The organism is Proteinivorax hydrogeniformans, assembly GCF_040515995.1.
GTDB classification, from domain to species: domain Bacteria; phylum Bacillota; class Proteinivoracia; order Proteinivoracales; family Proteinivoracaceae; genus Proteinivorax; species Proteinivorax hydrogeniformans.
In genome coordinates this window covers 203,591-228,546 of sequence record NZ_CP159485.1, presented here as the reverse complement: position 1 = coordinate 228,546, position 24,956 = coordinate 203,591, and the positions used below count along the sequence as shown (strand labels likewise).

The 24,956-nt window shown below is 37.4% G+C and carries 26 protein-coding genes; 4 read left to right on the top strand and 22 right to left on the bottom strand.

Features of this window, described 5'->3' with window-relative positions; genetic code table 11:
- Window positions 1-208: 208 nt before the first annotated feature.
- The 7 genes from PRVXH_RS01225 to PRVXH_RS01195 form a co-directional block, all read right to left on the bottom strand.
- Window positions 209-541 (bottom strand): CGGC domain-containing protein, encoded by a 333-nt coding sequence (locus tag PRVXH_RS01225; protein WP_353893500.1) that lies wholly within the window; start codon window positions 539-541, stop codon window positions 209-211.
- Between the two features lie 151 nt (window positions 542-692).
- A complete protein-coding gene (locus PRVXH_RS01220) occupies window positions 693-1,238 on the bottom strand; it encodes an ECF transporter S component (RefSeq protein WP_353893499.1) in 546 nt (181 codons plus the stop codon).
- A 59-nt stretch (window positions 1,239-1,297) separates the two neighbouring features.
- A complete protein-coding gene (locus PRVXH_RS01215; protein WP_353893498.1) occupies window positions 1,298-3,034 on the bottom strand; it encodes an NADH-dependent [FeFe] hydrogenase, group A6 in 1,737 nt (578 codons plus the stop codon).
- A 211-nt stretch (window positions 3,035-3,245) separates the two neighbouring features.
- Window positions 3,246-3,656 carry a DUF134 domain-containing protein gene (locus PRVXH_RS01210; RefSeq protein ID WP_353893497.1) on the bottom strand — a complete coding sequence of 137 codons (411 nt, stop codon included), beginning with the start codon at window positions 3,654-3,656 and terminating at the stop codon, window positions 3,246-3,248.
- The gene (locus PRVXH_RS01205) at window positions 3,649-4,122 is read right to left on the bottom strand and encodes a Fur family transcriptional regulator (protein WP_353893496.1); all 474 of its coding nucleotides are present in this window, start codon (window positions 4,120-4,122) and stop codon (window positions 3,649-3,651) included. The genes PRVXH_RS01210 and PRVXH_RS01205 overlap by 8 nt, the downstream gene beginning before the upstream one ends.
- The gene (locus PRVXH_RS01200) at window positions 4,122-4,505 is read right to left on the bottom strand and encodes a NifB/NifX family molybdenum-iron cluster-binding protein (RefSeq protein WP_353893495.1); all 384 of its coding nucleotides are present in this window, start codon (window positions 4,503-4,505) and stop codon (window positions 4,122-4,124) included. Before PRVXH_RS01200 ends, PRVXH_RS01205 begins: the two co-directional genes overlap by 1 nt.
- 102 nt (window positions 4,506-4,607) lie before the next feature.
- Window positions 4,608-5,987: a Na+/H+ antiporter NhaC family protein gene (locus PRVXH_RS01195; RefSeq protein ID WP_353893494.1), complete on the bottom strand. Its 1,380-nt coding sequence runs from the start codon at window positions 5,985-5,987 to the stop codon at window positions 4,608-4,610.
- Between the two features lie 161 nt (window positions 5,988-6,148).
- Between PRVXH_RS01195 and PRVXH_RS01190 the strand changes: the two genes are divergently transcribed.
- Both PRVXH_RS01190 and fetB read left to right on the top strand, forming a co-directional pair.
- A complete protein-coding gene (locus PRVXH_RS01190; protein ID WP_353893493.1) occupies window positions 6,149-6,787 on the top strand; it encodes an ATP-binding cassette domain-containing protein in 639 nt (212 codons plus the stop codon).
- 3 nt (window positions 6,788-6,790) lie between these two features.
- A complete protein-coding gene (gene fetB / locus PRVXH_RS01185; protein WP_353893492.1) occupies window positions 6,791-7,579 on the top strand; it encodes an iron export ABC transporter permease subunit FetB in 789 nt (262 codons plus the stop codon).
- Between the two features lie 57 nt (window positions 7,580-7,636).
- Here the strand turns inward: fetB and PRVXH_RS01180 are convergent, their stop codons facing one another.
- From PRVXH_RS01180 to PRVXH_RS01160, 5 genes are all read right to left on the bottom strand, one after another.
- Entirely contained in the window at window positions 7,637-8,113 is a 477-nt protein-coding gene (locus PRVXH_RS01180) for a DUF2752 domain-containing protein (protein WP_353893491.1), read from the bottom strand.
- A gap of 12 nt (window positions 8,114-8,125) precedes the next feature.
- Window positions 8,126-8,578, bottom strand: a complete 453-nt coding sequence (locus PRVXH_RS01175; protein ID WP_353893490.1) for a zinc ribbon domain-containing protein — start codon at window positions 8,576-8,578, stop codon at window positions 8,126-8,128.
- A gap of 25 nt (window positions 8,579-8,603) precedes the next feature.
- Window positions 8,604-8,945, bottom strand: coding sequence for a zinc ribbon domain-containing protein (locus PRVXH_RS01170; RefSeq protein ID WP_353893489.1), 342 nt, complete (start codon window positions 8,943-8,945; stop codon window positions 8,604-8,606).
- Window positions 8,946-9,122: 177 nt separating this feature from the next.
- The gene (locus PRVXH_RS01165; protein ID WP_353893488.1) at window positions 9,123-9,761 is read right to left on the bottom strand and encodes a hypothetical protein; all 639 of its coding nucleotides are present in this window, start codon (window positions 9,759-9,761) and stop codon (window positions 9,123-9,125) included.
- Window positions 9,762-9,845: 84 nt separating this feature from the next.
- Complete coding sequence (locus PRVXH_RS01160) at window positions 9,846-10,571, bottom strand: DUF429 domain-containing protein (RefSeq protein ID WP_353893487.1); 726 nt, start codon at window positions 10,569-10,571, stop codon at window positions 9,846-9,848.
- A gap of 246 nt (window positions 10,572-10,817) precedes the next feature.
- On the opposite strand from PRVXH_RS01160, the gene PRVXH_RS01155 reads away from it, so the two are divergent.
- On the top strand, window positions 10,818-11,072 hold the full coding sequence (locus tag PRVXH_RS01155) for a hypothetical protein (RefSeq protein ID WP_353893486.1): 255 nt from the start codon (window positions 10,818-10,820) through the stop codon (window positions 11,070-11,072).
- Between the two features lie 172 nt (window positions 11,073-11,244).
- Window positions 11,245-12,231, top strand: a complete 987-nt coding sequence (locus PRVXH_RS01150) for an AIR synthase family protein (RefSeq protein WP_353893485.1) — start codon at window positions 11,245-11,247, stop codon at window positions 12,229-12,231.
- A gap of 563 nt (window positions 12,232-12,794) precedes the next feature.
- Here the strand turns inward: PRVXH_RS01150 and PRVXH_RS01145 are convergent.
- The 10 genes from PRVXH_RS01145 to argF all read right to left on the bottom strand — a co-directional run bounded on the left by PRVXH_RS01145 (window position 12,795) and on the right by argF (window position 24,944).
- Window positions 12,795-13,103, bottom strand: coding sequence for a transposase (locus PRVXH_RS01145; RefSeq protein WP_353893484.1), 309 nt, complete (start codon window positions 13,101-13,103; stop codon window positions 12,795-12,797).
- A gap of 1,277 nt (window positions 13,104-14,380) precedes the next feature.
- The gene (gene glmS, locus PRVXH_RS01140) at window positions 14,381-16,195 is read right to left on the bottom strand and encodes a glutamine--fructose-6-phosphate transaminase (isomerizing) (protein WP_353894524.1); all 1,815 of its coding nucleotides are present in this window, start codon (window positions 16,193-16,195) and stop codon (window positions 14,381-14,383) included.
- Window positions 16,196-17,055: 860 nt separating this feature from the next.
- Window positions 17,056-18,396, bottom strand: coding sequence for a phosphoglucosamine mutase (gene glmM, locus PRVXH_RS01135; protein WP_353893483.1), 1,341 nt, complete (start codon window positions 18,394-18,396; stop codon window positions 17,056-17,058).
- Between the two features lie 11 nt (window positions 18,397-18,407).
- Window positions 18,408-19,316 (bottom strand): CdaR family protein, encoded by a 909-nt coding sequence (locus tag PRVXH_RS01130; protein WP_353893482.1) that lies wholly within the window; start codon window positions 19,314-19,316, stop codon window positions 18,408-18,410.
- Between the two features lie 6 nt (window positions 19,317-19,322).
- Window positions 19,323-20,129, bottom strand: coding sequence for a diadenylate cyclase CdaA (gene cdaA, locus PRVXH_RS01125; protein WP_353893481.1), 807 nt, complete (start codon window positions 20,127-20,129; stop codon window positions 19,323-19,325).
- A 58-nt stretch (window positions 20,130-20,187) separates the two neighbouring features.
- Entirely contained in the window at window positions 20,188-20,466 is a 279-nt protein-coding gene (locus tag PRVXH_RS01120) for a DUF5683 domain-containing protein (protein WP_353893480.1), read from the bottom strand.
- 145 nt (window positions 20,467-20,611) lie between these two features.
- A complete protein-coding gene (locus tag PRVXH_RS01115) occupies window positions 20,612-20,824 on the bottom strand; it encodes a PLD nuclease N-terminal domain-containing protein (protein ID WP_353893479.1) in 213 nt (70 codons plus the stop codon).
- A gap of 19 nt (window positions 20,825-20,843) precedes the next feature.
- Complete coding sequence (locus tag PRVXH_RS01110) at window positions 20,844-22,451, bottom strand: hypothetical protein (protein ID WP_353893478.1); 1,608 nt, start codon at window positions 22,449-22,451, stop codon at window positions 20,844-20,846.
- 165 nt (window positions 22,452-22,616) lie between these two features.
- Window positions 22,617-23,822 (bottom strand): arginine deiminase, encoded by a 1,206-nt coding sequence (locus tag PRVXH_RS01105; protein ID WP_353893477.1) that lies wholly within the window; start codon window positions 23,820-23,822, stop codon window positions 22,617-22,619.
- A 129-nt stretch (window positions 23,823-23,951) separates the two neighbouring features.
- Window positions 23,952-24,944, bottom strand: coding sequence for an ornithine carbamoyltransferase (gene argF / locus PRVXH_RS01100; protein WP_353893476.1), 993 nt, complete (start codon window positions 24,942-24,944; stop codon window positions 23,952-23,954).
- Window positions 24,945-24,956 lie beyond the last annotated feature (12 nt).

Below are 24,956 nucleotides of genomic sequence, written 5' to 3'. Positions count from 1 at the left end.
CTTTTTATAGCCACCGCTTTTTATTTTGTCACAGTGCGGCCAGCTTATGTTTATACAGCCAGTTTTGCCTCACACATAGCCATATACCATATATTTTTGACATAAAAAGGAGATTTTAATCAATTCCGGTGTTTTGAGTAATTGTTTATGGAATAAGTAGGTAAGAGAAAGACTCATTACGCATTGTTTATACGTAATGAGTCTCAGATTAATGGCTATAGTCTAAAATCTTTATTTCTTCTCCTAGCTTTTTAGCTGTCGCTGTTATCATTTGCTCCCCGTGGGGACATTTAAAACCTATAGGAGTTCCTTTATTTATACATGAGGCAAAAACTATGGTGTCTGCTCCTCTTTTTACCATCTCCTTTGCCCTTGTTACTGCCTTTTTACCTGGGCAGCCACCGCAGGTGTTAACTCCTACTAACTTTATATCCTCTGCTACTTTTTCAAAAGCTGCCTTTTTGGAGTTCATAACCTTAAAACATGTAGTAGCTGGACACATATCCTCTGTTTGCTGGCATCTAATTAGACCAACTTTCATTGTATCTTCCTCCTATTTGTGCTATTTACCCACCTAACACGATAACATGCCTTTAATTTTTGTCAACTGGATTTTTTCTGTCTCCCAAGAGGGTAGGTGGCAAAAATAAGGCAGGCTGTCAAAGTTAATTGACAGCCTGCCTTAGAATATTTTATTTTATTTTGTTTAAATAGGGTTGGATTCTTTTTGCTATAAATAGTGCCAAAGCTCCGCCGATTAGTGCTGTATATAGCTGTGGCAAAGTAAGCATTTCCACCAAATGAGGTGGAACTTGTTCTATAAATAGCGTAACAAAATATCTTACCGATATGGCTAGGAAAACAAATTTTCCTACAGCCCCACAGATAACCCCTATTGATTGTTTGATTATGTCTTTATTGGTTTTAGAAAACTTTTGAACAAGACTGAACAAAGTTACTAAAATTATATTTCCGATCATTATAAAAAATACTACAGGAAATAACGGCATTATCCCTATCATGAACGCAATCAGAGGCGTAAGGCTTCCCACTATGATTGCATACATAGTCCCTACCGTAATAGTCGCTAAGAATAAAGTCATATTTACTAAAGGACCTACAACGGGTTGGGCAAACTGACTAAAACCGATTTGAAAAACTAGCGCAAGCGCTAAAAGCAAAGCTGTTCTAGACAAATACTTTATGGTGAACTGCTTTTTAGCCTGTTGTTTTTGCATGTTTTTCCTCCTTACTCCTCGCTAGTTGCTATTTCATCAATTGCACTTAGTGCAATTTTTTAACCTTTTGATCTAGGAGCAAAATGAGTATGAAGTAGCTTATGAGCTTTTTCGCTGTTTGGAGCTTCTAAAAACTCCTTGTATAGTTTTTGGATAAATGGGTTTTCATGGGATTTTCTTACTTTCTGAATGGTATCTTCTTTATAAAGCACTTTTGCTCTTTCCACTCGCACGTCAATGTCTGTAATTTTTGACGGAACGTGAGGCTGTCCACCACCTGTTACACATCCGCCGCTACAACCCATAACTTCAACAAAATGATACTGTTTTTCCCCGGCATCAATTTTGTCTAAAAGCTCTTGGGCCATTTTAGTGCCATGGGCAACAGCTATGTTAATTTCTTTACCGCCTAGATTAACAGTCGCTTCTTTTACACCTTTTATTCCTCTAACTTCTTTATATTCAACAGGGTCCATATCTTTTTCTTCGATAACATCAGCAACTGTTCTTAGAGCTGCTTCCATAACTCCACCAGTTGCTCCAAAGATAGCTGCAGCACCGCTGTATTCTCCTAGTGGGTTATCAAACTCACCGTCGCTAAGCTTGTTAAAGTCTATACCTGACTGTTTAATCATCTTAGCTAACTCTCTTGTCGTAATAACAGCGTCCACATCTCTTAAACCATTTACCTGGTTTTCCTCTCTTGCGGCCTCACTCTTTTTAGCTGTACAAGGCATAACTGATGCCACAAAGATTTTGTTTGGATCGATGTTATTTTTTTCAGCATAGTAAGTCTTTACTATAGCTCCAAACATTTGGTGAGGTGATTTACAACTAGATAGATTATCGATAAATTTAGGAGCCATAATCTCACAGTAGTTGATCCACCCTGGAGAGCAAGAAGTTATAAGTGGAAGGTTTTCTCCCGATTCTAAGCGATTTAATAACTCATAACCTTCTTCCATGATAGTGAGGTCTGCTGCAAAGTTTGTGTCGAAAACCTTAGAAAAGCCCATTCTCCTTAGAGCAGTTACCATTTTCCCAGTTACCCTGGTTCCGATCGGCAAACCAAACTCTTCGCCAAGAGCAGTTCTTATAGCGGGCGCTGTTTGCACAACCACGTGGATATCATCGTCTTCTATGGCATCCCAAACTTTTTGCATATCCTCTTTTTCCTTTAAAGCTCCTACCGGGCAAGCCATAATACATTGCCCACAGCTGATACAGTTTGTTTCTGTCAGACTAGCATTAAAAGCTGGAGTTACTTGAGTGTCTATCCCTCTGTTGGTGAAATCTAAAACATCGGTCTTTTGAACGTCTCTACAAACAGATATACACCTGCCGCAAAGAACACATTTACTGGTATCTCTTACAACTGAAGGTGAGTTATCATCGTAAGTGTGGCTTTCTCGATTACTTTCAAAAGGAACTTTATCGATATTAAACTCCTCTGCTAAATCTTGAAGCTCACAAGACTTATTTCTAAAGCAGCTCAAGCATTCTCGATCATGGTTTGATAGCAACAGTTTTAGAATGTTTTTCCTAGCCTTCCTTAACTGGTTAGTGCTTGTTTTTACATTCATACCATCAGATACTGGGAAAACACATGCAGGTTGTAAGTTTCGCTGCCCTTCTATATCAACAATACAAAGCCTACAAGCCCCTATCTCATTTGTTTCTTTTAGATAACACAATGTCGGTATGTGGATATCAGCTCTTTTTGCTGCTGATAGCACTGATTCCCCTTGTTTAGCCTCCACCTTGATGCCATCAATGGTTAATTGTACTTTTTCCATCGCTTACTCCCTCCCATTTTTATCATAATTTAATTAAAATTACTTAAGTTTGTAAAAGGATTGCATGACTTTTTAGCTTCACTTATGGTGCATTAAATAAGTATGTTATAGTTTTCACATTCACGTAATCCTTAGTTACCATATTAACATATTTGCTTTTTTTGTTCTAGGGATAGTTTCAAAATGTTTGATATTTTATTTAAGTACTGTATTATTTATGACACTTTTTACTTTTTCTGTTACAGAGTATATCGCTGGATTTACATAAAGTGCAGTGTTTATCTTTGCTTTCTACTAGTTCGCCACATTTTGCGCATTGAAACTTACATTCACTCGAGATGTAGTTACCCCCACTGATATTGATTGCTTTGCCCTCAGTTAACGCAATGGCCACTTTATTTCTTGCGCTATCGATAATGTTTTGGAAAGTTTGTCTAGAAACTCCCATTTTGATAGCACACTCATTCTGATTTAATCCTTCAATATCCTTAAGGCGCATAGCTTCTAGCTCTTCTACCTTAACTGTTATTTGCTCCATTGTGCATCCTTTTTTTCCAGCTGGCTTAAAAAGTGTTTGTTTAGGAAAAAACTCTACTTTTCTACACTTTATTGGTCTAGGCATTATCTCCCTCCCTGCAGTTTTTGCATATGCCAGTTAACGTGGTATTGATATCCCAGATAGTTACCTCTTGTTCATTTTTTAATGTCTGAATCAATTGCAAGTATTTTTCGGTATTTTTACTTATATCAATTATATCATTACACTTAGCACACTTAAAGTGTATATGGCTTGGTTTTTGTGTATAAATTTTAAGTTCATAATAACTTAATTTATCTACAACTACTTCTTTTAGAACGCCGATTTCCTTTAATATATTTACCGTCCTATATATAGTAGCCAAACCTATATTAAGTCCTTTAAGATCATTATAAATGTCTTTTGCATTTAAATGCTCCGCAGACTTTAAAAAATAATCTGCAATAATCTGTCTCTGTTCAGTTAACTTGTATCCGCTGTCTTCCATTATATCCCTTATTGCAGAAGTTTTATTACCCTTGTCACTTTCGATATCAAATTTGGTATTCATTAGCAGCAGTTATCTCTTTGATGTTTGCTACAGCAGGTGCCTTTTTGAGTATGTTGATGGCTATGTGTTACTTCTACTGGTTTCAGCTGCCCTTTTAAATAACTTTTTACTACTTCGTCAATATCACCTTTAACACCTGCTACTAATTTAATATCGTTTTCATAGAATGTTTTGTGACAAGTCTCACCTAAACAACCTGCTATTACAACATCGACTCCTTGCCCTATGATATAATCAGGCAGGTCCTTAGTTTTATTTTCGTAACTTTTAAATGGTATTTTTTTTATTATATCTTTACCTTGAGTTTTAAAGATAGTAAACTCCTGACAGTTATTAAAATGTGCACTAACAACACCTTTCTCACTAGCAACAGCTATTTTCACAGAAAATCACTCCTTATTCATATTTGGCATATGCCATTATAGTTTAATTATATTCTACCCAAAATGTATTGTCAAGATTCAAAATATTAACGCCCATCTATCCTAGGTTAGGTGGGCGTTATTTCTTATTTGATTGTTGACTGGTTTTAAGTAGCCATATGCCACCGTTACTATAGGTAAAAGGTAGCATAGTAATGCGTAAGGTGTGTAGCTTAGTGTGCCAACCCCTAATATAGCTACAATAGCTAGGGCGTTTACATTCCACGGCAGCAATGGAACAGTAACTACACCGCTATCTGCTATTGTCCGTGATAGATGATTTTTGCTTAAACCTTTCTTTTGATACTCAGTTTTTAAAAACTTTCCAGGAATTATTATAGAAAGGCTTTGGTTACAGGTGATGGCATTTATTATGACGCAAAGAACAGATGTTTTTAACACTAGCTCTCTAGCGGTTTTAATCTTTTTGACAAAAATGTCTATCAGAGGTTCAATCATTTTTGTATGTTCTAAAATTCCGTTTAAGGCTGTGGAAAAAAGTATGATGAGAATTACGTCTATCATGGAGAGCCATCCACCACCGGATATTATGTTATTTAAGCTAACATTTTCTGGGGTATATCCAAAGATAAGAGTCTTTAAAATTTCTATACCGCCGATGTCCGTTGTTGAAAGTGTAATTACCACACTTGAAAATATCCCCACTAATATACAATAAAGTATAGGAAACCGAAGTAGCGCAAATCCCATTAGTAATATAGGCGGTAGGTAAGTATACCAACTAATAGTATAGTGTTGATCCAGCATAGTTTGAATGGTAGTAATGTGATAAATAGAATCCTCTAATAGGGTGTATTCTCTTCCTAGCACAAAATAAAAAGCCATACAGGCTAAGTATACTGGCCAAAGGGTTTTCAGCATAATTTTAATGTTATCCATTACTTGGGTGTTTGTCATCGCCGCTGTTAAGTTGACACTGCTAGATATTGGGGAGGTTCTGTCGCCTACATATGCCCCGGATATTATAGCTCCGGCTATAAGGGGGAGGGGAATTCCTATGGTGTTACCAATTTCCATAAAAGGTATACCTATAACACTTATAGAACCAATTGAAGTCCCTAAAATCAATGAAATAATGCTAGTTATTACAAAAAATGCTAATAAGGCGTTCATTCGAGTTAAATAGTCAAACCCTAAGTTCATCATAGCTGCTATGGTTCCGCTTAGCATCCATGATGCTGAAAGCATGCCAATTAGTGACATTATCGTAAGTATTACCTTGGCACTTCCTGCACCTATTTTAATCATTTGCCAAAGTTGTAATAGTGTATAGCCGTTTTTTTTACAAACTACCATTGCCACAAAGATTCCAAGGACTAGGCCTATTAAAGCTGTATTAAAAACTATTATTCCTGCTGCTATCCCTAAAAACGTTATGGACAAAACTGTCATTATCTCAGGCAATCTAATTTCTCTATTCATTGCTATCTCCTTTGTTGGTTATAACTTAATTATATATGTCAATTTAATATTGTACAATGCTAGATGTAAACGAAGTAAGTTTAAAGTTCTTTATTGTATTGGAAAATACTATGTATTATAATGGAAAAAACTATTTTTTAAAAAAGAGGGGGGAAAACCCTGTGTTTACACTTAAGGGTGTGAAATTTAAAGACATTATAGATGTCGATAGGCTTGATATTGCTGCTGGTAAAGTAACTTGTATCGTCGGGGAAAGCGGCAGTGGTAAGACCACTTTATTAAAGTTGTTAAATAAAATGATTAGTTGTGATGTGGGGCAAATTTTGTATCATGAAAAAGATATAGCAGGTATTGACCCTGTTGAGATTCGTAGGCAGGTAGTAATGCTGCCTCAAAGTCCCGCTATTTTTGAGGGCAGTGTTGAAGATAATTTACTCATCGGCTTAAAGTTTTCTGGAAAAAAGCTTGCTTCAAAAGTTGAGCTTAAGCAGGTTTTAAAACTTGTTAACCTCAACAAAAAGTTAGATGATGAAGCAGAGAGTCTATCTGGAGGCGAAAAACAGCGGGTTGCATTGGCAAGGGTAATATTGATGGAGCCGGAAGTTTTGCTGCTTGATGAACCTTCCTCTGCATTAGATGAGGATACTGAACAATTGATTATTAATGAGCTGGTAAGATACACCCTTAAAAATGAAAAAAGTCTTGTTATGGTCACCCATTCGAAAAAAATGGCCACTGATTTTGCTGATGAAATTATAAAAATTAAGGACGGCGCTGTTATTGACAAGGAGGTTAGATAAGTTATGGATGGTGTTGTAGAGCTTTCGTTGTGGCAGATGGCTGCCGCCTATGTTTTTGTGTTAATTCTACTTGTCATTGTTAAGGCCAGAGGAATATCTAGAGAGAGGGAAATTCTCATATCATCTGTTAGGATGACTATACAGCTTGTCCTTGTGGGGTATATTTTGGTCTTTTTGTTTGATAACGTAAACCCCTTTTATACGATATTGGTGATAGTGGTTATGGAATCTTTTGCTATCCATAATATATTCAAAAGAAGTAAGGATAGACTTTCGAGACAGCTTAAGAAAATCATTGCGCTTTCTATGCTTTTTGGAACTTTATCTAGCCTTTGTTATTTTTTGTTTATAGTAATTAACATTTCACCTTGGTATGACCCGAGATATTTTATACCTATTGCTGGCATGCTGATTGGAAATTCTATGACAGGAATTTCCCTTGGTGTAACCCGTCTTGTAGATGGTATGAAAAAGCAAAAACACCTTGTCGAATCAGCCCTAATGCTAGGAGCGACGCCAAAGCTGGCCTCTAAGGAAATCGTGGATAATGCCTTTGACTCCGCTATCTTGCCTACGATAAACTCCATGGTTGGGATGGGCATCGTATTTTTGCCGGGCATGATGACTGGTCAGATTTTATCAGGAGTGTCCCCGGTTCTTTCAATAAAATATCAAATAGCGATTATGCTTGGCATAGTAGGAAGTGTCTCGCTGACTGTAATTTTGTTTTTGCATTTTGGATATAAAACATTTTTTAATGAGCAAAGTCAGTTAGTTCTAAAAGAAGATTAGGTAAATAAAAAACTGCCCCCAGCTAATGGTCGGAGCAGTTTTTTATTTAGTTTAAGTTTATCCTTTCCACACAAAAACACCTAGCCTATCTAGTAAAACCTGGACAAAAAATATTATTGCTAAAAGGTATAAAAAATTATTTTCTAGCCATCTATCTAAAATTTTTGTTTTGTTTAAGATTAAGCTGTTAAACCCTAAAGCTAAAGCAATTCTAAAAGGTAGTAGTCCATATATGATTGCAAATAGAAAGGTTCCAAAAATGTTATAGTGGAGCGCTTTGATAACGTCCCCAGATAAAAGACTTAAAAAGGATCGTGTCCCTCCGCAAAGGGGGCATCTTCCTATGTGAACAACTTCTCTAAAGCTACCGATAGCAGAATATCCTGTTGAAAAAAGATGACTTTGGTGCCAAAAGTTAGTGTTATACAATAAGCCTACTAGACTCACACAGATTGCTGTTAGAGAGTAGCAAAAATACTTTTTTTCCTTAACAGGAATATATTTTAGTAAAAATCGGGGCCATAAATCAAGCACATACCTTCCCCCTTAAAAAAACTCCCACTGGCGTACGCTTTGACCTCTTTCTAGCTTTTTGCCAATAAGGTTAGCGTCTACCATCATGGCAATCCATATCGGAAAATAACCGATACCAGCAGTGAAAGTTGATAAGGCAAAGGTGGCAGCTAAGCAAACTAGACCTTTTGCGGTCTGTCCTAAGTAAACCTGGCCTACTCCAGGCACAAAACAGCTTATAAGCGTCGCTGTGGCAGGACTTTTAGGTGGATTTGATGGATAGATTATCTCATTACTGTCGATGTTAAATCCTGTCGCCGCTGCCTTGTGTACACGGCAACCACATTTAACACATATTTCTTGTTTTTCGCTGGTTTCTGCCCCACATTCTTGGCAATACTTGCTTTCACTTAACGGTCTTAAACCACAGGACATACAAACTTCTGCTTTTTCGCTTAACTCAGATGCACAGTTTCGACAAAACATAATAGCACCTCTTTTCTTTATACTATTAAAAACCTAAAAAAAACAATGACCAAAGCAAAATGCCACCAAAGATAGCAAAGATAGAAATTACCAAGCCTGCAATAGCAAAGCCTTTGTTAGCTCTGTTTCCTACCATGCCAACTATAGACAGAATTAAAGCTATAAACCCTATAAAGATATCGATTCCCGGTATAGGTAAAAAAAGCGAAACCAAAGCAAGAACAAATCCTGTTATCCCCACTCCATTGCTCTTTTGAGGAGCTTGATCGTTTGTAGACTCTAAAACGTTTTCTTCTGTTTTAACTCCACAATGTATACAGATAACTGCCTTTTCATGAATCTCTTTTCCGCAATTAGGACAATTCACAGTTAATCCCCCTTTCCATTTCATTAAGTTTAGTTTATCATAACTTTATAATTTCGACTAAAAGGGAAAAGATTCCTCCTTTAATTAATAGATATTACTTTATTCGACACTAATTTTTGAGTTTTTATCTTTTAAAACTTATGTTTGCTTTCTGCTATTATTCGTATTTTTTATTTGTTAGCTCTCCCCATGTTCTAAAACCCACTGGCTGGAAAAATAAAAGCATATCCAGGTTATGATGTAAAGTATATGTGGTACTATCGCTCTAATACCTATAAACCCATCCCCATAAAAATAGCCAGGTATAATTATGATAAATATCATCAGTACATTAAAAGCCAAGGCCAAACCAAATAACGGTTCAAAAAGATATCGCATGTTTTTAAAGGCCCTTGAGGTAACTGCTAGTGCTATGAATAACTGGGAAAATATCTGAATTGAAAACACCGCAATTTGCCTAATCTCAATATCGCCACCTAGGAAAACAAACCTCAAATATCCAAGCGCCTGCAACATACCAACTATAAGAGTAATTAACAACATTCCTAAAGCCAAAGATTTAAAAGCAGCGAAAAACTGATCTTTGTTGATTACATTAACCATACCGAAGAACATTGTAAGAAAAACAAAGGCAAAAAGCAAGTAAAAGACTGGCATAACTATAAAATGGTTTAGCATCCAAAAATCAAGTGATAATCCAAAGCTAAGAAAAGTATGTAATGAACCTAAGATACTACTGATAGCACGGTAGCTAATAAGTGCCAAACCTATAATACAAAATATGAAAGATTTTTGTGTTTGCTTAGCTAACTCCATGTTCATCCCTCCTAAAAGTCTTGTTTATATACCCTATTCTTTTAAAGATGAACATTTCCTTTTTTTTATAGATTATTAAAGACTTTATTTTCTAACCCATATCCACCCTTCTTTTTTCGCTAGTTCTATATCTTCAGGATAAAATACTTTACCATCTAAAAAGTCCTTTGCAGCTAATAGGCAGATTGCGCTATCAAGCACGTCATCTTCTTTTATTAGCAGTTCTTTACTTAAGGATATATCAACTTGTCTAGAAAGTTCCTTAACAATAGCTTGTCTAAAATCCTCTCCCTTTTTATCCTTATAACCTGTACTTTTAATTTCCCGTTGGCTTAATGTAGCTGAAGGGTATACCTCTATCGCTGATATTTGCGCTAGTTTTTGATGGCTTAACGCTAGCTCTATGTTTTGGTTAGTTAAGCTTCTTAGTTCGTCAAGAAGTGCCAAAGCCCAATGGGCGGTTCTAGCTATTCTATCTGCTCCTACATCTAACGGCTGTTTGTTTATTTTTCTCTTTATGAATTTGTCTGTCTCTCTTCGAAATAGATCGTTTGAATCGATCTCTAAAGCTTCTCCAGCCATGTGCTCCGTCAGGGTTGCCCCTAGGTTTTGCGGCCACCCTAACGGAGCATCTACTGCAAGCAACACTTTATCGTCTGGATTTATCCACTTATATATCGTTTGGGATATTGGTGTTTTAGTGGAGCCTAAAGTCGCATCTTTTAATGTTAGTGTGCCGCCTTCGTAATGACCTAGAGCCAGCCCTGTTTTCTGTGGTTTTGTCGCACAATCTATTCCTATTATTTTCATCGGTTTCCCTCCATTTTTATATAAGGATAAAGTTAGTAAGGCATATCTTTACTGAATTACCTTTCTATATTTAAGCGTAGTCTTACATGCAAAAAGTATTAAAGCTCTTTATATCATTTTTTCAACTTATTTGCAAAAAGAATTTTATATAGTTTTTTAAAATTTGTAAAAAAACGCACAACATCATTGAAGATTCTGTTAATTATGATAAAATAAGTTTATAAACAATTGGGAGGTGTGGATAAAATGTATAACGTTATGACAGTACTTGTGAATAACCGTAAAAGTAGTGCCATCAGGGTTCAAGAGTTGTTAACTGAATCAGGTTGCATTATCAAAACTCGGCTAGGCCTAAATGGAGGCGGCGAGGCATGTTCTGATGAAGGACTTATTATTTTGGAGCTTAAAGGAGACCGTGAAAAGATACAAGCACTGGAAGGTAGTTTAAACAAAGTCGAAGGAGTTAAAGCTAAAAACATCGAGCTTTCAAGCGATGACTAGTAGCTTAATGCTTTAAGATGCCTTTTTATGCTTAAATGCTAATATAAGGAAAAGGATGCTCCCTGATGGGAGCATCCTTAATTTCTACCATTTTCTCTTTTTTAGGTCATTTCTTTTAGCTATTTTAGGGGTGTGTTATAATACTGTTAGTTGTAAAGAAGGAGTGACCGCTATGAAAATAGGGAAGATACCAAGTGATGTTTTAAAAAGAATTATATACTCAAACATAACTACTCAGAGACCTGAAGTCTTGGTTAGGCCTGGTATTGGCGAAGATTGTTCTGTTGTTGATTTCGGTGATTATAACGCCGTGTTAAGCACAGACCCAATCACAGGAACAACTAGTGATATCGGAAGTTTGGCAGTACATATTAATTGCAACGACATCGCATCAAACGGAGTGGAGCCTTTAGGGATAATGTTAACTGTTTTGGCCCCACCAGGTACAACTGAAGATGATTTAGCTAAGGTTATGGCTGATGCTAACGAAGCTGCCTCGTCTATAAATGTTGAAATATTAGGTGGTCATACAGAGATAACTGCTGCGGTAAATCAAATGGTAATTAGCGGCACAGCAATTGGGCGACAATTAAAAGATAAGGTAATCTTAAGTAAAGGCGCTCAGGTTGGAGATGCCGTTATTATGACTAAACATGCTGGTCTTGAAGGAGCATCTATTATTTCAAGTGATCTAGAAGAAAAATTAAAATCTACTTTAACAGCTGATGAGATCAAAAATGCCCAGTCTTTTGCAAAAGATATCAGCGTAGTAAAAGAAGGTGTCATTGCTGGTAAGCTAGGAACAAGTAGTATGCACGACGTTACTGAAGGTGGCATTTTAGGAGCTCTCTGGGAGTTAGCAGAAGCTTCTCAGTTAGGAATTGAGGTTTTCTTAGATAAAATTTTGCTTAAAAAGGAAACTAAAACAATTTGCGAGGTTTTTTCAATTGATCCTTTTAGGCTAATTTCTAGTGGAGTAATGATAATGACTATTTCCGAAGACAAAGTAAAACTATTATTAGACTCCTTAAGAAGTGAGAAAATAGATGCAACGGTAATAGGTAAAATTACAGAAAAGGATAGAGTTGTAGTAAAGGATGATGAAGCTTTAAGGTTAGATCCCCCTGATTCAGATGAGTTATATAAGGTAGTAAAATAAAATTAGAAATCCTAATGTGTATCTAAATTTATGAAAGGAACTAAGTCAAAACACTAGTTGGCCACGAAAACGTCGATATTTGCTTATTTAGCTTGGTCTGAGATTTGGACAATTGAAACTAGATGTGATGCTGGGTCTGGAATGAGTGATTACTAGCACTTTTTAAAAATATAGTTAGTCCATTTTCTTTCCGAACCAGCAGGTAACTAGTTTATACGTTTTCGCGGCCAACAAGGGTTTAAAAGATTTTTTTCACTAGGCTTTTTCGATCAAATCTTTATCTCTATAACTTTAATAAAAACCCTGCCGTCTTCTGTGGATTAAAATGTGGATAACCGACAGAATTCGACAGGGATTTGTGTTTTATCTGCTTTTTTTGAGGAGGGGGACAAAACTATCCCTACATTTGGTCACATTGTATTTTTGAATTTACATATTGGTTGTGTTTTTTGAATAAGTTCTGCTGGAGCACTGTAGTGATATCCCCTACCTTAACTATTGTTCTATTTAAAGTAGCAGTCTTTTTGCCAGTTTTGTGGGTTTGCTTGGATGTAGTCGTATATTTATTGGTATTTTTGTTCATTTCTTATGACGTGGTCGTGGTAGGATCTTTGCCATATTGATCTACCTAGTTGCCTTGTTACATGTTCTTTTAGGTGTTTGACAAACATGGGTATTTTTTGATTTTGTTTTGGTTTTGTAGTGGAGCAGTGTCTGCTCCCGTTTTCTTTTATGGTTAGCAATAAATGCACATGGTTTGGCATTATTACATAGTTTTCCACGTCGATATCTGGGTAAAATTGAGGGATCTTATCTATGGCGGTGTCGGTGATTTTTCCTATTTGCGATAGTGGTAGAGGTTGGTTGTCCAACGGTTTGTTGGATTGCCATAGTAAGTTTTATTTGTTTTTTGTGCAGAAGGTTATAAAGTATGCACCGGGCTGGCTGTAGTCGTAGTATTTTAGCCGGTTTCGTTTTCTTTTTGGTATGGGGTCTGTCATCTCATTTCTGTCCCCCTTTTTAGTTAGAAGATATCAGAATTTTTTGTTTGGTTCAAGAGAAGATTTAAAGCAATTGTTGTTATAAATGGATACTTTACAGTTAGGAGCAGCACAAATTATAAGGCGTATGGTGGTTTGGTGTTGTTTTGGCTTTCTAATTTTGGGGTTATTGGGTTTATTGGAATAAGTTCTGCTGGAGCACTGTAGTGCTCCCGTACAAGGTCAAGTTCAAGGGTAACGAAAAAAGGATGTTTCCATAAGGAAACATCCTTTTTATCATTTGGGTTTCAACCCCACCAGAGTGCTTAGAAGTGGTTAGATCCGCGGCGCCCGACACTCAGAATCCCGGAGCGTATAAGTAATACGTGAGGATATTCTGTGTTTTTGGCAACAAAGGAGATGGGTGCTTCTTACGACCCGCCCAGGTTGCTCAAAAGTGCACAGATTCTAGGCGCACAGACTGCCACAGGGCGGGAGCGTATCTTTTAATACGTGACTGGTCTGGGGCAGTCTGTGCAACAGCGAAGATGGTGTCTATTAATAATAAAGTTTGTTCGTCATCGCCAAAATTCGACATATTTTTCTATAGGTTTTTTTCGATATGGTCTTCGATATTTTTTGCTTTTATTATTAAAGTTAAAGTTGTATAAATACTATAACAGCAGGGCATAACAGCTTTTTTCGATAGGGATTTTCAATATCTTTTATCTCTATAACTTTAATAATAAACCCCTGCCGTCTTCTGTGGATAACCGACAGATTGTTTTGAACAATCTTTTTTATCTTTGAACAAACTTTTTTATTGGGAGACAGTAGGAGCAGCACAAATTATAAGGCGTATGGTGGTTTGGTGTTGTTTTGGCTTTCTAATTTTGGGGTTATTGGGTTTATTGGAATAAGTTCTGCTGGAGCACTGTAGTGCTCCCGTACAAGGTCAAGTTCAAGGGTAACGAAAAAAGGATGTTTCCATGAGGAAACATCCTTTTTATCATTTGGTTTTCGTGTATTTCGACCCCACCAGAGTGCTTAGAAGTGCTTAGATCCGCGGCGCCCGACACTCAGAATCCCGGAGCGTATAAGTAATACGTGAGGACATTCTGAGTGTTGGGCAACAAAGGAGATGAGTGCTTATAAGCGCTCTGGCACGCTTATTCTACTGTTACTGACTTCGCTAAATTCCTCGGCTTATCAACATCCTGGCCTCTTTTAACTGCTTCTTTGTAGGATAGCAGTTGTAGTGGGATTACCGATAGTATTGGAGTTAGTAGGGATGGTACTTTTGGTATTTTTATTACCTCATCTACGGAATGGGTTATGTCTTCGTCCCCTTCTTGCACTACTGCTATGACGTACCCGCCTCTTGCCTTTACTTCTTTAATGTTGCTTACTGTTTTATCGTAGATGTCTTGCTGCGTTGCCACTGCAACAACTGGGATGTCTTGCTCTATAAGGGCTAGAGTGCCGTGCTTTAGCTCTCCAGCTGCATATGCTTCGGCATGGATATATGATATTTCTTTAAGTTTTAGCGAACCTTCTTGGCTTACGTACCAGTCCATTCCTCTTCCTATGAAAAAGGAGTTATCCCAACCGTCAAAAGGTGCGGTTATTTTATCTAGCTGGTCTTTTGTGTTTTGGAGAACTTTGTCAGCTAGCACTGGAATTTCTTTTAATCCATCGTAAAGTTCTTTTGGCATTTCTTTGCCTAGTAGTTGGCCAAAGTATAGTGTTATTAGATAAAAGCCCATAAGTTGGGTGGTGTAGGCTTTTGTCGATGCTACTGCAATCTCTGGACCTGCTATTGTGTGAAAGATAAACTCTGATTCCCTGGCTATGGAACTTCCTTTGTTGTTTGTTACTGCAAGTACTTTGGCACCTTTTTTCTGAGAGTCTCTCATTGCTGCTAAGGTATCTGCAGTTTCCCCTGATTGACTTACTACTATAACGAGGGTTTTTTCATCTACAAGTGGATTTCTATAGCGAAACTCTGAAGCTATATCGATTTCTACAGGAATTCTTAATAAGGTTTCAAAAAGATGCTTTCCTACAAGGCCGGCATGCCAGGCAGTCCCACACGCTACTATAGCTATCTTGTTAACCCCTTTAAGGTACTCGCTATCTATATTTAAGTCTGGAAGATTAACTTTGTCACCTTCAAATTTGTCTTTTAGGGTGTTTCTTAGGGCAGTTGGTTGTTCGTAGATTTCTTTTAACATAAAATGATCGAATCCTTCTTTTTCCGCAGAATCAGCGTCCCAATCTACCTTTAAGATTTCTTTTTCCACATTATTTCCCGGTAAATCCATGATTTCGACAGCGTCTTTTGTTATCTTGGCGATTTCTCCATCATCTAAGATTATGGTTTCTTTTGTATGTTGTATTATGGCAGGTATGTCGGAAGCGACAAAGTTTTCCCCTTGCCCTACGCCTATAACTAGAGGGCTATCTTTTCTAGCACAAAAGATTTCTTCTGGTTTGTCTTGATTTATGACTACCAAAGCATAAGAGCCATCTAAGCGCTTAATAGTCTTTTGTAGTGCTTCAAGCATATCTCCGTTATAATATTCTTCGATTAGATGAGGAATTACCTCGGTATCTGTTTCTGAATCAAACTGATGACCATCTTCTTTTAGTTCTTCTTTTAACTGGTGGAAGTTTTCGATAATCCCATTATGAACTACAGCAATTTTTTTGCTGCAGTCAAAGTGTGGATGGCTGTTTTCGTCAGAAGGCTTGCCGTGGGTTGCCCAACGGGTGTGTCCAATTCCAACGTTAGCTGAAAATTTACCCTCCACAATATCTGCTAACTTTTTGAGGCGGCCTTCTTTTTTGTCCATAACTACTTTGCCGCCTTCTAGCACTGCGATCCCTGCGGAATCATAACCTCTGTATTCAAGTTTTGCTAATCCATCTACTAATATTTCTGAGGCCTTTTTAGGGCCGATATATCCTACAATACCACACATAAATATATTTCCTCCTTGGTACCTTTTATTTATATTCTTATCGTTGTTTTTCAATTTAATGTCACCTAAAATCTCTTTGTATCTTAAGTCACCTTAAGGGTTTAAAGATTTTATTAACGGTCGTGACAGACCGGAAGGCATCCGCCGATTCCTCGATAAACCTTCTCCTCGTCAACTTTGTATAAACAAAGTCCTGGCGCTTTTTTTCGTTTTTCTGATTTGTGTTTGTTCCCCTCCTTTTTGTTTTTTCGCCTGGCTCTTTTATCACCTCCTTTTTAGTGATTTAGTTGAACAGCAGACAGTTGGTCAGTTAGACAGGGATAAACAGTAGGTGGGATATTTTGGGGTAGTTACAAGCGAATTTACAATTTACAATGGACAATTGACAATGTTTGGGCCTCTGATTTTATGATGGACAACACAGTGGTCGCCCCCTACAAGGGACTACCGCTTTACTATTGCTTAACTACTGCTCCACTACCGTTAAACTACTGCTCCACTATTGCTTAAGTATCGTTCCACTATTGCTTATCCATCGTTCGATTATACAACGACTGATTGTTGTCTTTTTTCGGTTTATGCCAATGAGTTCTGCTGGAGCACTGTGCCCCCTTACAATGTCCTACCGCTCCACTATTGCTTAACTACTGCTCCACTATTGTTTAACTATCGTTCATCTACTGCTTAACTATTGTTCAACTATTGTTCTTAACGACCCCACCAGACCGCTTAGAAGTGCTTAGATTCTAGGCGCAGAAGCTGGCGCAGGGCGGGAGCGTATAATTAATACGTGACTGGTCTGGGCCGGAAACTGCAACAACGAAGATAAGCGCTTATAAGCGGTCTGGCCTATCATTATTTTATGATAGTTCTTGCTTAATGACACCAATAATTTCTTCCGCTAAAGCTTGGATCTTTTGTTGGTCTTTTCCTTCTAGCATTACTCTTATCAGTTCTTCTGTTCCAGAGGCTCGAACTAGCACTCTGCCTTCTTGGCCTAACTTTTCTTCTATTTGAGATATTTTATCTGACACTTTTTGTGATGTGTCTAGTTTTGTTTTATCTCCTACTTTTGTGTTAATAAGAACTTGAGGGAGCTTTTTCATTAGGGTTTTGGCTTGAGATAGTTTTGCTTTTTTTAGCTTTAAGGTTTCTACAAGCTTAATCGCTGAAAGCAGGCCGTCTCCGGTTGTGCCATAGTCTAAAAAGATGATGTGTCCCGATTGTTCTCCTCCTAGGTTATAGCCTTTTTTCTGCATAGCTTCTAAAACATATCTATCTCCTACTTTTGTTCGTTTAAGATTTATTTTATTTTCGCTTAAAGCTAGTTCAAAGCCTAAGTTACTCATTACAGTGGCGACTAATGTGTCTTTTTTGAGTTCCCCTTTTTCTTTCATAGCTGCAGCACATATAGCCATAATGTTATCTCCGTCTACCTCGTCACCGTTTTCATCTACAGCTATCAGCCGATCGGCATCTCCATCAAAAGCTAGGCCTAGATCAGCTTTATTTTCTTTAACTGCATTAGAAAGTTTTGTAATGTCAGTGGAGCCGCAGTTTTTGTTGATGTTTGTTCCATCGGGGTTGTCGTTAATTACTACCGTATCTGCTTCTAGGCTTTTGAAAAGCTTAGGGGCTAGCTCGAAGCTTGCACCATTTGCACAATCAAGTACAATCTTTAGCCCAGAAAAATCGACAGAGACTGCTGATAGTAAGTGCTCTAAATATTTTGAAACCATGGAGCTATCTTTAACTGATATTCCTACTTCTTCGCCTATGATCTCAGGCAGTTCTTCTTTTTCAAAGTAACGTTTTTCAATCTCTATCTCTACATCATCAGAAAGCTTATATCCATTAGATGAAAAGAACTTAATCCCATTATCCTCCATTGGATTATGAGAAGCAGATATCATTACACCTAGCTGGGCGTTTGTTTCTTTTGTAAGGTAGGCTACAGTAGGGGTTGTGACAACTCCTAAATCAACTACGTCGATGCCTACTGAATTAAAACCAGCAGCTAGGGCTGCCGTTAGCATATCACCAGAAATTCTTGTATCTTTACCAATTAACACCCTTTGTTTTTCTTCAATTTTTTCACCAAAGTAGCTTCCAACATATCTCGCCATATCAAAGGCTAGTTGAGGTGTTAATTTTTTGTTTGCTATTCCCCTAATTCCATCAGTTCCAAAAAGTTTTCCCATTATTCCACTCCTTAATCAATTATAGTTGCCTTTATATTTTCAGGCTGAATAATTAGCTCATCTATGTCTATGTCGTTAGGCGAGCTAATTTGCACCTCTAGCTTATGTTCTCCTGGATCTAAGTCTTGCAAATCTACAAAAGCAGTAATGTCTTCTAGGTTTTCTTCATCAACTGACTGTACAACAACCCTTGAAGGGCTAATTTCATATTCGTAATCCTCTGGTGGATTTTCAACTTCTATATCTTGCTGAGATTGTTGTAATGTCGAATCTAAAGTGACATTTACTGCTACACTTGACGGTGATAGTGACACTCCTTGAACCCTTTCACCGTATATGTTTAATGCCCGAAGTGGCACATCTACAATTTGGCTTTGCTGAATTTGGGATAGGTCGACTAATGCTACTACTTCAGTTACTCTTTCCACATTATTCATTGGCCCTTCTATGGTAACGTCAGTAACTTCTAGCTCAAGCTCCTCTAGCTCACCTAAAGGTGACTCACCATCAGATTTTACAGAAATATCCATTTGATGGGTGATTACTTCCTCCACTACAACGGTTACCCAACGTGGAGAAATGGACCTGATGTTACCTCCCGCTATCCTAGAGCTAACTTCTATGTTATGCACACCTGGGCTTAAGTTGGCAACCTCTACGGTAAGCTCGGGACTTAATGCATCTTGTTCTCCGATAATTTGCTGACTTCCCTCAATTACAACATCTACTGAAGAAGGATACAAACTATAGTTAAACTCAGGCTGAGTTCCTACCATTTCCAATGGCATACTTGGTATGGTTCGGGTGTATTCTGGAGGTGTGCCTGCATCAATTTGTCCAATCACAAACAGCCAAAGCACTAACGCCAAAAGTATGGAAATACCTCTTATCCCCATATTCCTGCTGTACTTTTTAAACATTTTATACTACCTCCAAGGGAAGATATTAGTTTGTTTTTGATTATTTTTCTGTAGCTGTGAATTTAACATTTCGCTTATAGTTTTTTCATCAAGGTAACGGGTTAGTTTTCCATTTTTGGCTAATGAAATAGCACCCGTTTCTTCAGAAACGATTATAACTATAGAGTCACTTTGTTCAGATATTCCAAGTCCGGCCCTATGCCTTGTGCCTAGTTCTGCGCTTATTTTTGAGTTATCACTTAAGGGTAGGTAACAGCTAGCTGCAACTATCCTATCTCCCCTTATTATTACTGCCCCATCATGTAACGGGGCTTTATCATAGAAGATATTATTAAGTAACTGGGCTGTAGCTTTGGCATCGATTTCGATGCCTGATTCTGCATGCTCGGTTAGGCCTGTTTCTTGTTCCCAGACTATCAGTGCACCTCTTTTTCTTTTTGCCATATATAGCACTGACTCTACCACCTCATCTATAGCACCTTCTAGCTGTTCGGGTTGTATGTAACTTGTTTTGAAAAACTTGCCCCTGCCTAGCTGTTCTAGAGCTCTTCTAAGCTCTGGATAGAAAATTATTGGCAAGGCAACAAAGCCTACGGTTAGCACTTGGTTTAACAAAAAGTTAATGGTATTTAGCCCTAGCCAGTCACTTAGTAACGTAGCAATCAATAGAACAGCTAGCCCTTTAATTAGCTGCACTGCTCTAGTACCTCGGATAAGCATAGTAAGCTTATATATGGCAAAGGCTACTATAGCTATATCTACTATATCCCAGACTCTAAACTGTTGAAAGACTGTCGTTATATATTGCCACATACTATTAAAAACCTCCAAAACTTAATATAGCAGCTTTTTCTATATTAAAGCTCAATATTTATTTCCTATCTTTTTCGCTTATATATACAAACAAAATTTCTTTATTAAGGGTTCTAAAGCGCCTAGAAGTTAAAAAAGAATCTAAAGCCAACGTCAAATATATTATATATATTAACCATGAGTTGTGATTATAATTGATTGCTAACAAAAGAACCGCTATAGCTATTATTCCCTTAAAATATTGTTTGTTGTAAAATTGTCCTGAAGTTGGCAAAAATAAAGACATCATAAAGGCAAGGCTTGGAGAGGTATCGGGAAACTCTTTTTGTTTTATCATTCTTTAGTCCCCTTTCCATAACCTTATTATATAATATATCTTGTAAACCTCATAGGTTAAATTTTGACGAATTTTGTCTAATAGGTAAATTATTTATAAAAAGATGCTAAAACTCAGCTAAGATCAATCCTAGCTGAGTTTTAGATTAATATAAAAACTTACGTTGCTTTCTGCCAACAAAAAGGTAAATTAATGCGCCGAGAGATGATGCGAAAATCACAATCAAAAGCCATACTAGTTTGTCATTTTCGTATCTAAAGTCGTCTGCGGGGGTTTTAGCGATGTCTATTAAGGCCCATATCCAAAAAATAGTACCCACCACTGCTAGGGTTACAACTCCTAAAAAAATAAGCTCCAAATTACACCCTCCTTAACTTTTACTGATACCAAACAATAGTTGGTAGAGATATAAACAGCTGATCTATAAAGATGAACAAAGCTAAAGATAGTGGTATCCCTGTGTCCTCTTTCCACATAGATGATAGATGGACCGGTAGTAGTACCAGAATAGATGTTGCTACAAAGGTATAAAAGGTATAGCTAGGATCAAAAAATACATCTAACCTTTCAAAGAAATAGGCCCACCTTGCCTCTCTAAAAAGTGCAAGGACGGTAAAACCGAAAATCATTTGAATAATAACGGTTCTACGACCTTCTTTATTGAAAACGCCGTATTTTCTACAAGTAAGTATAATTGCTGTAGTTACAATTAGAGGTAGTATAGATACGATGGTATAAAGACCTGCAAACATAAAGTTTCTAAACACAAAGTAAAATCCTGAAAACAGTGGTCCATCTTCGTTAAGTCCAAGCTGCCTCCACATAGATGGCTCATCTGTAAATTTATTGTTCATAGCAAATATCTCTAAATCTTGCCTTTCGCTACCGGCAAATAAAACTGTTTGATAACCATCGTGCTGAACTAGTTTAGGTGTCCAAAAAAATCTAGAGTCGTATGTTAGCCTTTGGAAGTTTTGTTCTTCAGCTTGTAAGTCTACGTTTGCAGAGTAAATTTCTCGTTCATAGCCAAGGTTTACTTCTAATACTAACTTTAGGTTTTGGTCCTTCGTTTCTATTATGTCAAAGTTATTAAAAGTAGGCCCGCTGAAAATTTGTCTAGGCTGTGCACCTTCTTCTAGGCTTATAAGATTTAGAGCCTCCACCCCTGATCGCATACTTATCGTTTGTCTCCAAGCTACCTTTAGCTCATCTCCCACCGAAACAAACTTTGGAGTACCTGGGCTTATGCCAACATATTCATGCAGCTGTATAGTTTCTACTGTTTCACCATCATATATAGTGTAGAATAGGTTTATTTGCCCCCACCCATCTAGGGTTTGATCACTTACCCAGAGAATCTCAGCTTTATCTGAAGTTGTATATACGTCTTTTACGTAGTTTGTGTTATCATTACCTAGAAAAACCCCTTCAAACATACTTAGGTTACCGTCTTCATCTAGGTGTCCACTTAAAATATTAGCAGATCCATCATATACCTCGCGCCAAAGGTAGTATTGTTTGTCATTAATATTAAATGATTTCATGGAGTACATCGCCCTGTCCCCAGAATATATGTGCTTTGGATCTGAAACCTCTCCACTTTCTGTCATTGTTGCATAATACAAATCGTTTGCGCCAGTCATCCAGCTGATATAGAAAGTATCCCCTTTTTTATCAAAGGATAGTTCTTCGATGTTTCTGTTATTTGTATTTAGTGTTGGGCCTGTTGACACCACTTGTTGTTCAGTTAGGTCAAACTGCTGTAGAGAAAGTTTTACGTTATGGTCTCTTTCCTCCGAAAGGGTCAAAAAGTATATCTGATCGTCTTTTTGAACAATATCCATTTCACCGAAACTTCTATGGAAACTACCCACACTATCAAAGTAACTCCATCCATCTGGCCAAAACATGGTTTCTTCTGCTAAGGCAAGGCCCGGAATTGAAAATAACAGAAGTACTGTGATTGCTAGAATTTTCTTTATCACACAAATTCCCCCCATTTTTAAATCAACTTGATATGACTTTTACATTACCAAATCAGCGTAATAATTGCTCATGTTTTAATTATATTACAAAACCTAAAGTTTTTATAGGCCATTTTTTTAAAATATTAAAAAAGCTAATCCATTTGGACTAGCTTTTTTAATAATCTATTTAAGTGGCTCTCTTTCAATCGGCATTGACATACATCTAGAACCTCCACGCCCACGTACTAACTCGGACCCTTCAAATTCGACAACCTCAATACCTTCTCGCCTAAGCTTTGCATTGGTAACTGTATTTCGATTATAGGCTAGCACTTTACCAGGTGCTAATGCTAAGGTGTTCGTGCTATCACTCCACTGCTCTCTAGCTGCTGTTATTGGGTCGTTTCCTCCCGAATAGATTATGTTAACAGGTCGTTTAAGGGAGGTTGATAGGGCTTCGTTTAAGTCTCCCGCTTTTACTGCCTTAACTTGTCCGTCTTTTCCTGCAGTTAGACGATAGGTATAAGTGTTATCTTTTATGCCTGGGTACATTACAAACTTGTCATAGTCAATCATGTTAAAGACTGTGTCAAGGTGCATGTATGCTCTTTTAGATGGTATTTGAATTACAAGTATTTCTTTAAAGCGAGGATTGTCTATAAGAAGTTCTTTTGAAAGTGCTTCGATGGCTTGTTCTGTGGTTCTTTCACTAAGACCGATAATTAAAAGGTCTTCAGAGGCTACTATCAAGTCCCCACCTTCTAGACCCGCCGGCAATCTGTCCTCCATAAGAGGTTCTATGTTGGAAAATAGAGGGTGATGGTTTACTGCATACTTGGTATAAAGGGTCTCTCTACGTCTTGAATCATTATTCATGGAGCTTATTAATATTTTATCACCCATTGTTATGCCTTGATCTCTAGTGAAGTACATACTTGGAAGAGGTGATAGATAAAATGGGAACGGTGATTCGATTATATCAGCTAACGAATCTGGCTCCTTTAGCTCCTTAACGAAGCCTCTTTTAAAACCTCTTATAAGGTTTTTGGCAACATATTCAGGGTTTTGCTCCATCAGATGCTCTATTACCTTTTCTTTGGTGAGCTGATTGCCGATATGACTAAGTTTTAGCTGCTCTTCGATAAAGCTTCTTTTGACGGTTTCGTCCATCAGCACATCTTTAATCAAGTCGGTTATATAAATTACTTGCGTGCCATTTTTATGCATTTCTTTGACAAATAAGTCATGTTCCTCTTGGGCTCTTTCCAGCCAAGGGATTTCATCAAACAAAAGTTCCTCTAAATATAGGGGCGCCAGATACTCAAGCTCCTGCCCCGGTCTGTGTACAATAACCTTTTTTAATTTGCCTATATCAGAATTTACTGCCATTTTATATTCCCCCATAACTCTTTTTTCCTCTACTACATAGTAGACTGCTTAGTAAATTATTGTTATATCTTTTGTTGTCAATTAAGTTTAAAAGTTGAGGATAATTTTGTTACCCTCAACTTTTATTTTTTATAAGGTTGCGACCATTACAGCTTTTATTGTATGCATTCTGTTTTCTGCTTCATCAAATACCACAGAGTGCTTACTTCTAAACACCTCGTCTGTAACTTCCATTTCTTTGATATCAAATTTCTCTGCAATTTCTTTTCCTACAACGGTTTCGGTGTCGTGGAAAGCTGGCAGGCAATGCATGAAAATTACATTTGGGTTGTTAGTCTTTTTAATCATGTCCATATTTACTTGATATGGAGATAACTGCTTGATACGCTGCTCAAACTGGTCTTCTTCTCCCATAGATACCCATACGTCAGTATAGATTACGTCAGCATCTTTAACACCTTCAGCAATATCTTCTGTTAGTGTAATTTTTGCGCCAGTTTCATCGGAAAGCTCTCTCATTTCAGATACAAGGTCTTCAGCTGGGAATAACTCTTTTGGAGCAACTGCTCTAAAGTCCATACCCATTTTTGCAGCACCAATCATAAGTGAGTTACCCATGTTGTTTCTAGCATCACCTAGATAAGCAAACTTAACTTCGCTTAGCGGCTTATCTACATGCTCCATTATTGTAAGTAAGTCAGCTAGAATTTGGGTTGGGTGGTATAAATCAGTAAGTCCATTCCATACTGGTACACCAGCATGCTCAGCAAGTAGATCGACAACTTTTTGCTCAAATCCTCTGTACTCTATACCGTCATAGTATCTGCCTAGAACCTTGGCGGTGTCTTCTAGGGATTCCTTTTTGCCCATTTGTGAGTCATTAGCACCTAAGAAGGTTACATGAGCTCCTTCGTCTAAAGCTGCAACCTCAAAAGCACATCTTGTTCTAGTGGAAGTTTTTTGGAATAACAAACAGATGTTTTTACCTTCTAGAGATTTTTCCTTAATTCCTAATCTTTTTTTGGTTTTTAAGTCCTTTGCAAGATCTAGTAGGTACTGAATTTCTTGAGGTGTAAAGTCCTTTAGTGTTAATAGATGTCTTCCTTTTAAGTTTAAAGCCATTTTAAATTCCTC

Bases quoted from the DNA above. Each gene is read 5' to 3' on its own strand.
- PRVXH_RS01175 (WP_353893490.1), bottom strand. From the start codon at position 8,578: ATGTTTTGTCGAAACTGTGCATCTGAGTTAAGCGAAAAAGCAGAAGTT.
- cdaA (WP_353893481.1), bottom strand. From the start codon at position 20,129: ATGTGGCAATATATAACGACAGTCTTTCAACAGTTTAGAGTCTGGGAT.
- PRVXH_RS01220 (WP_353893499.1), bottom strand. From the start codon at position 1,238: ATGCAAAAACAACAGGCTAAAAAGCAGTTCACCATAAAGTATTTGTCT.
- PRVXH_RS01105 (WP_353893477.1), bottom strand. From the start codon at position 23,822: ATGGCAGTAAATTCTGATATAGGCAAATTAAAAAAGGTTATTGTACAC.
- PRVXH_RS01130 (WP_353893482.1), bottom strand. From the start codon at position 19,316: ATGTTTAAAAAGTACAGCAGGAATATGGGGATAAGAGGTATTTCCATA.
- argF (WP_353893476.1), bottom strand. From the start codon at position 24,944: ATGGCTTTAAACTTAAAAGGAAGACATCTATTAACACTAAAGGACTTT.
- PRVXH_RS01225 (WP_353893500.1), bottom strand. From the start codon at position 541: ATGAAAGTTGGTCTAATTAGATGCCAGCAAACAGAGGATATGTGTCCA.
- PRVXH_RS01215 (WP_353893498.1), bottom strand. From the start codon at position 3,034: ATGGAAAAAGTACAATTAACCATTGATGGCATCAAGGTGGAGGCTAAA.
- PRVXH_RS01205 (WP_353893496.1), bottom strand. From the start codon at position 4,122: ATGAATACCAAATTTGATATCGAAAGTGACAAGGGTAATAAAACTTCT.
- glmM (WP_353893483.1), bottom strand. From the start codon at position 18,396: ATGGGAAAACTTTTTGGAACTGATGGAATTAGGGGAATAGCAAACAAA.
- PRVXH_RS01155 (WP_353893486.1), top strand. From the start codon at position 10,818: ATGTATAACGTTATGACAGTACTTGTGAATAACCGTAAAAGTAGTGCC.
- PRVXH_RS01210 (WP_353893497.1), bottom strand. From the start codon at position 3,656: ATGCCTAGACCAATAAAGTGTAGAAAAGTAGAGTTTTTTCCTAAACAA.
- PRVXH_RS01195 (WP_353893494.1), bottom strand. From the start codon at position 5,987: ATGAATAGAGAAATTAGATTGCCTGAGATAATGACAGTTTTGTCCATA.
- glmS (WP_353894524.1), bottom strand. From the start codon at position 16,195: ATGTGTGGTATTGTAGGATATATCGGCCCTAAAAAGGCCTCAGAAATA.
- PRVXH_RS01150 (WP_353893485.1), top strand. From the start codon at position 11,245: ATGAAAATAGGGAAGATACCAAGTGATGTTTTAAAAAGAATTATATAC.
- PRVXH_RS01165 (WP_353893488.1), bottom strand. From the start codon at position 9,761: ATGGAGTTAGCTAAGCAAACACAAAAATCTTTCATATTTTGTATTATA.
- fetB (WP_353893492.1), top strand. From the start codon at position 6,791: ATGGATGGTGTTGTAGAGCTTTCGTTGTGGCAGATGGCTGCCGCCTAT.
- PRVXH_RS01160 (WP_353893487.1), bottom strand. From the start codon at position 10,571: ATGAAAATAATAGGAATAGATTGTGCGACAAAACCACAGAAAACAGGG.
- PRVXH_RS01120 (WP_353893480.1), bottom strand. From the start codon at position 20,466: ATGATAAAACAAAAAGAGTTTCCCGATACCTCTCCAAGCCTTGCCTTT.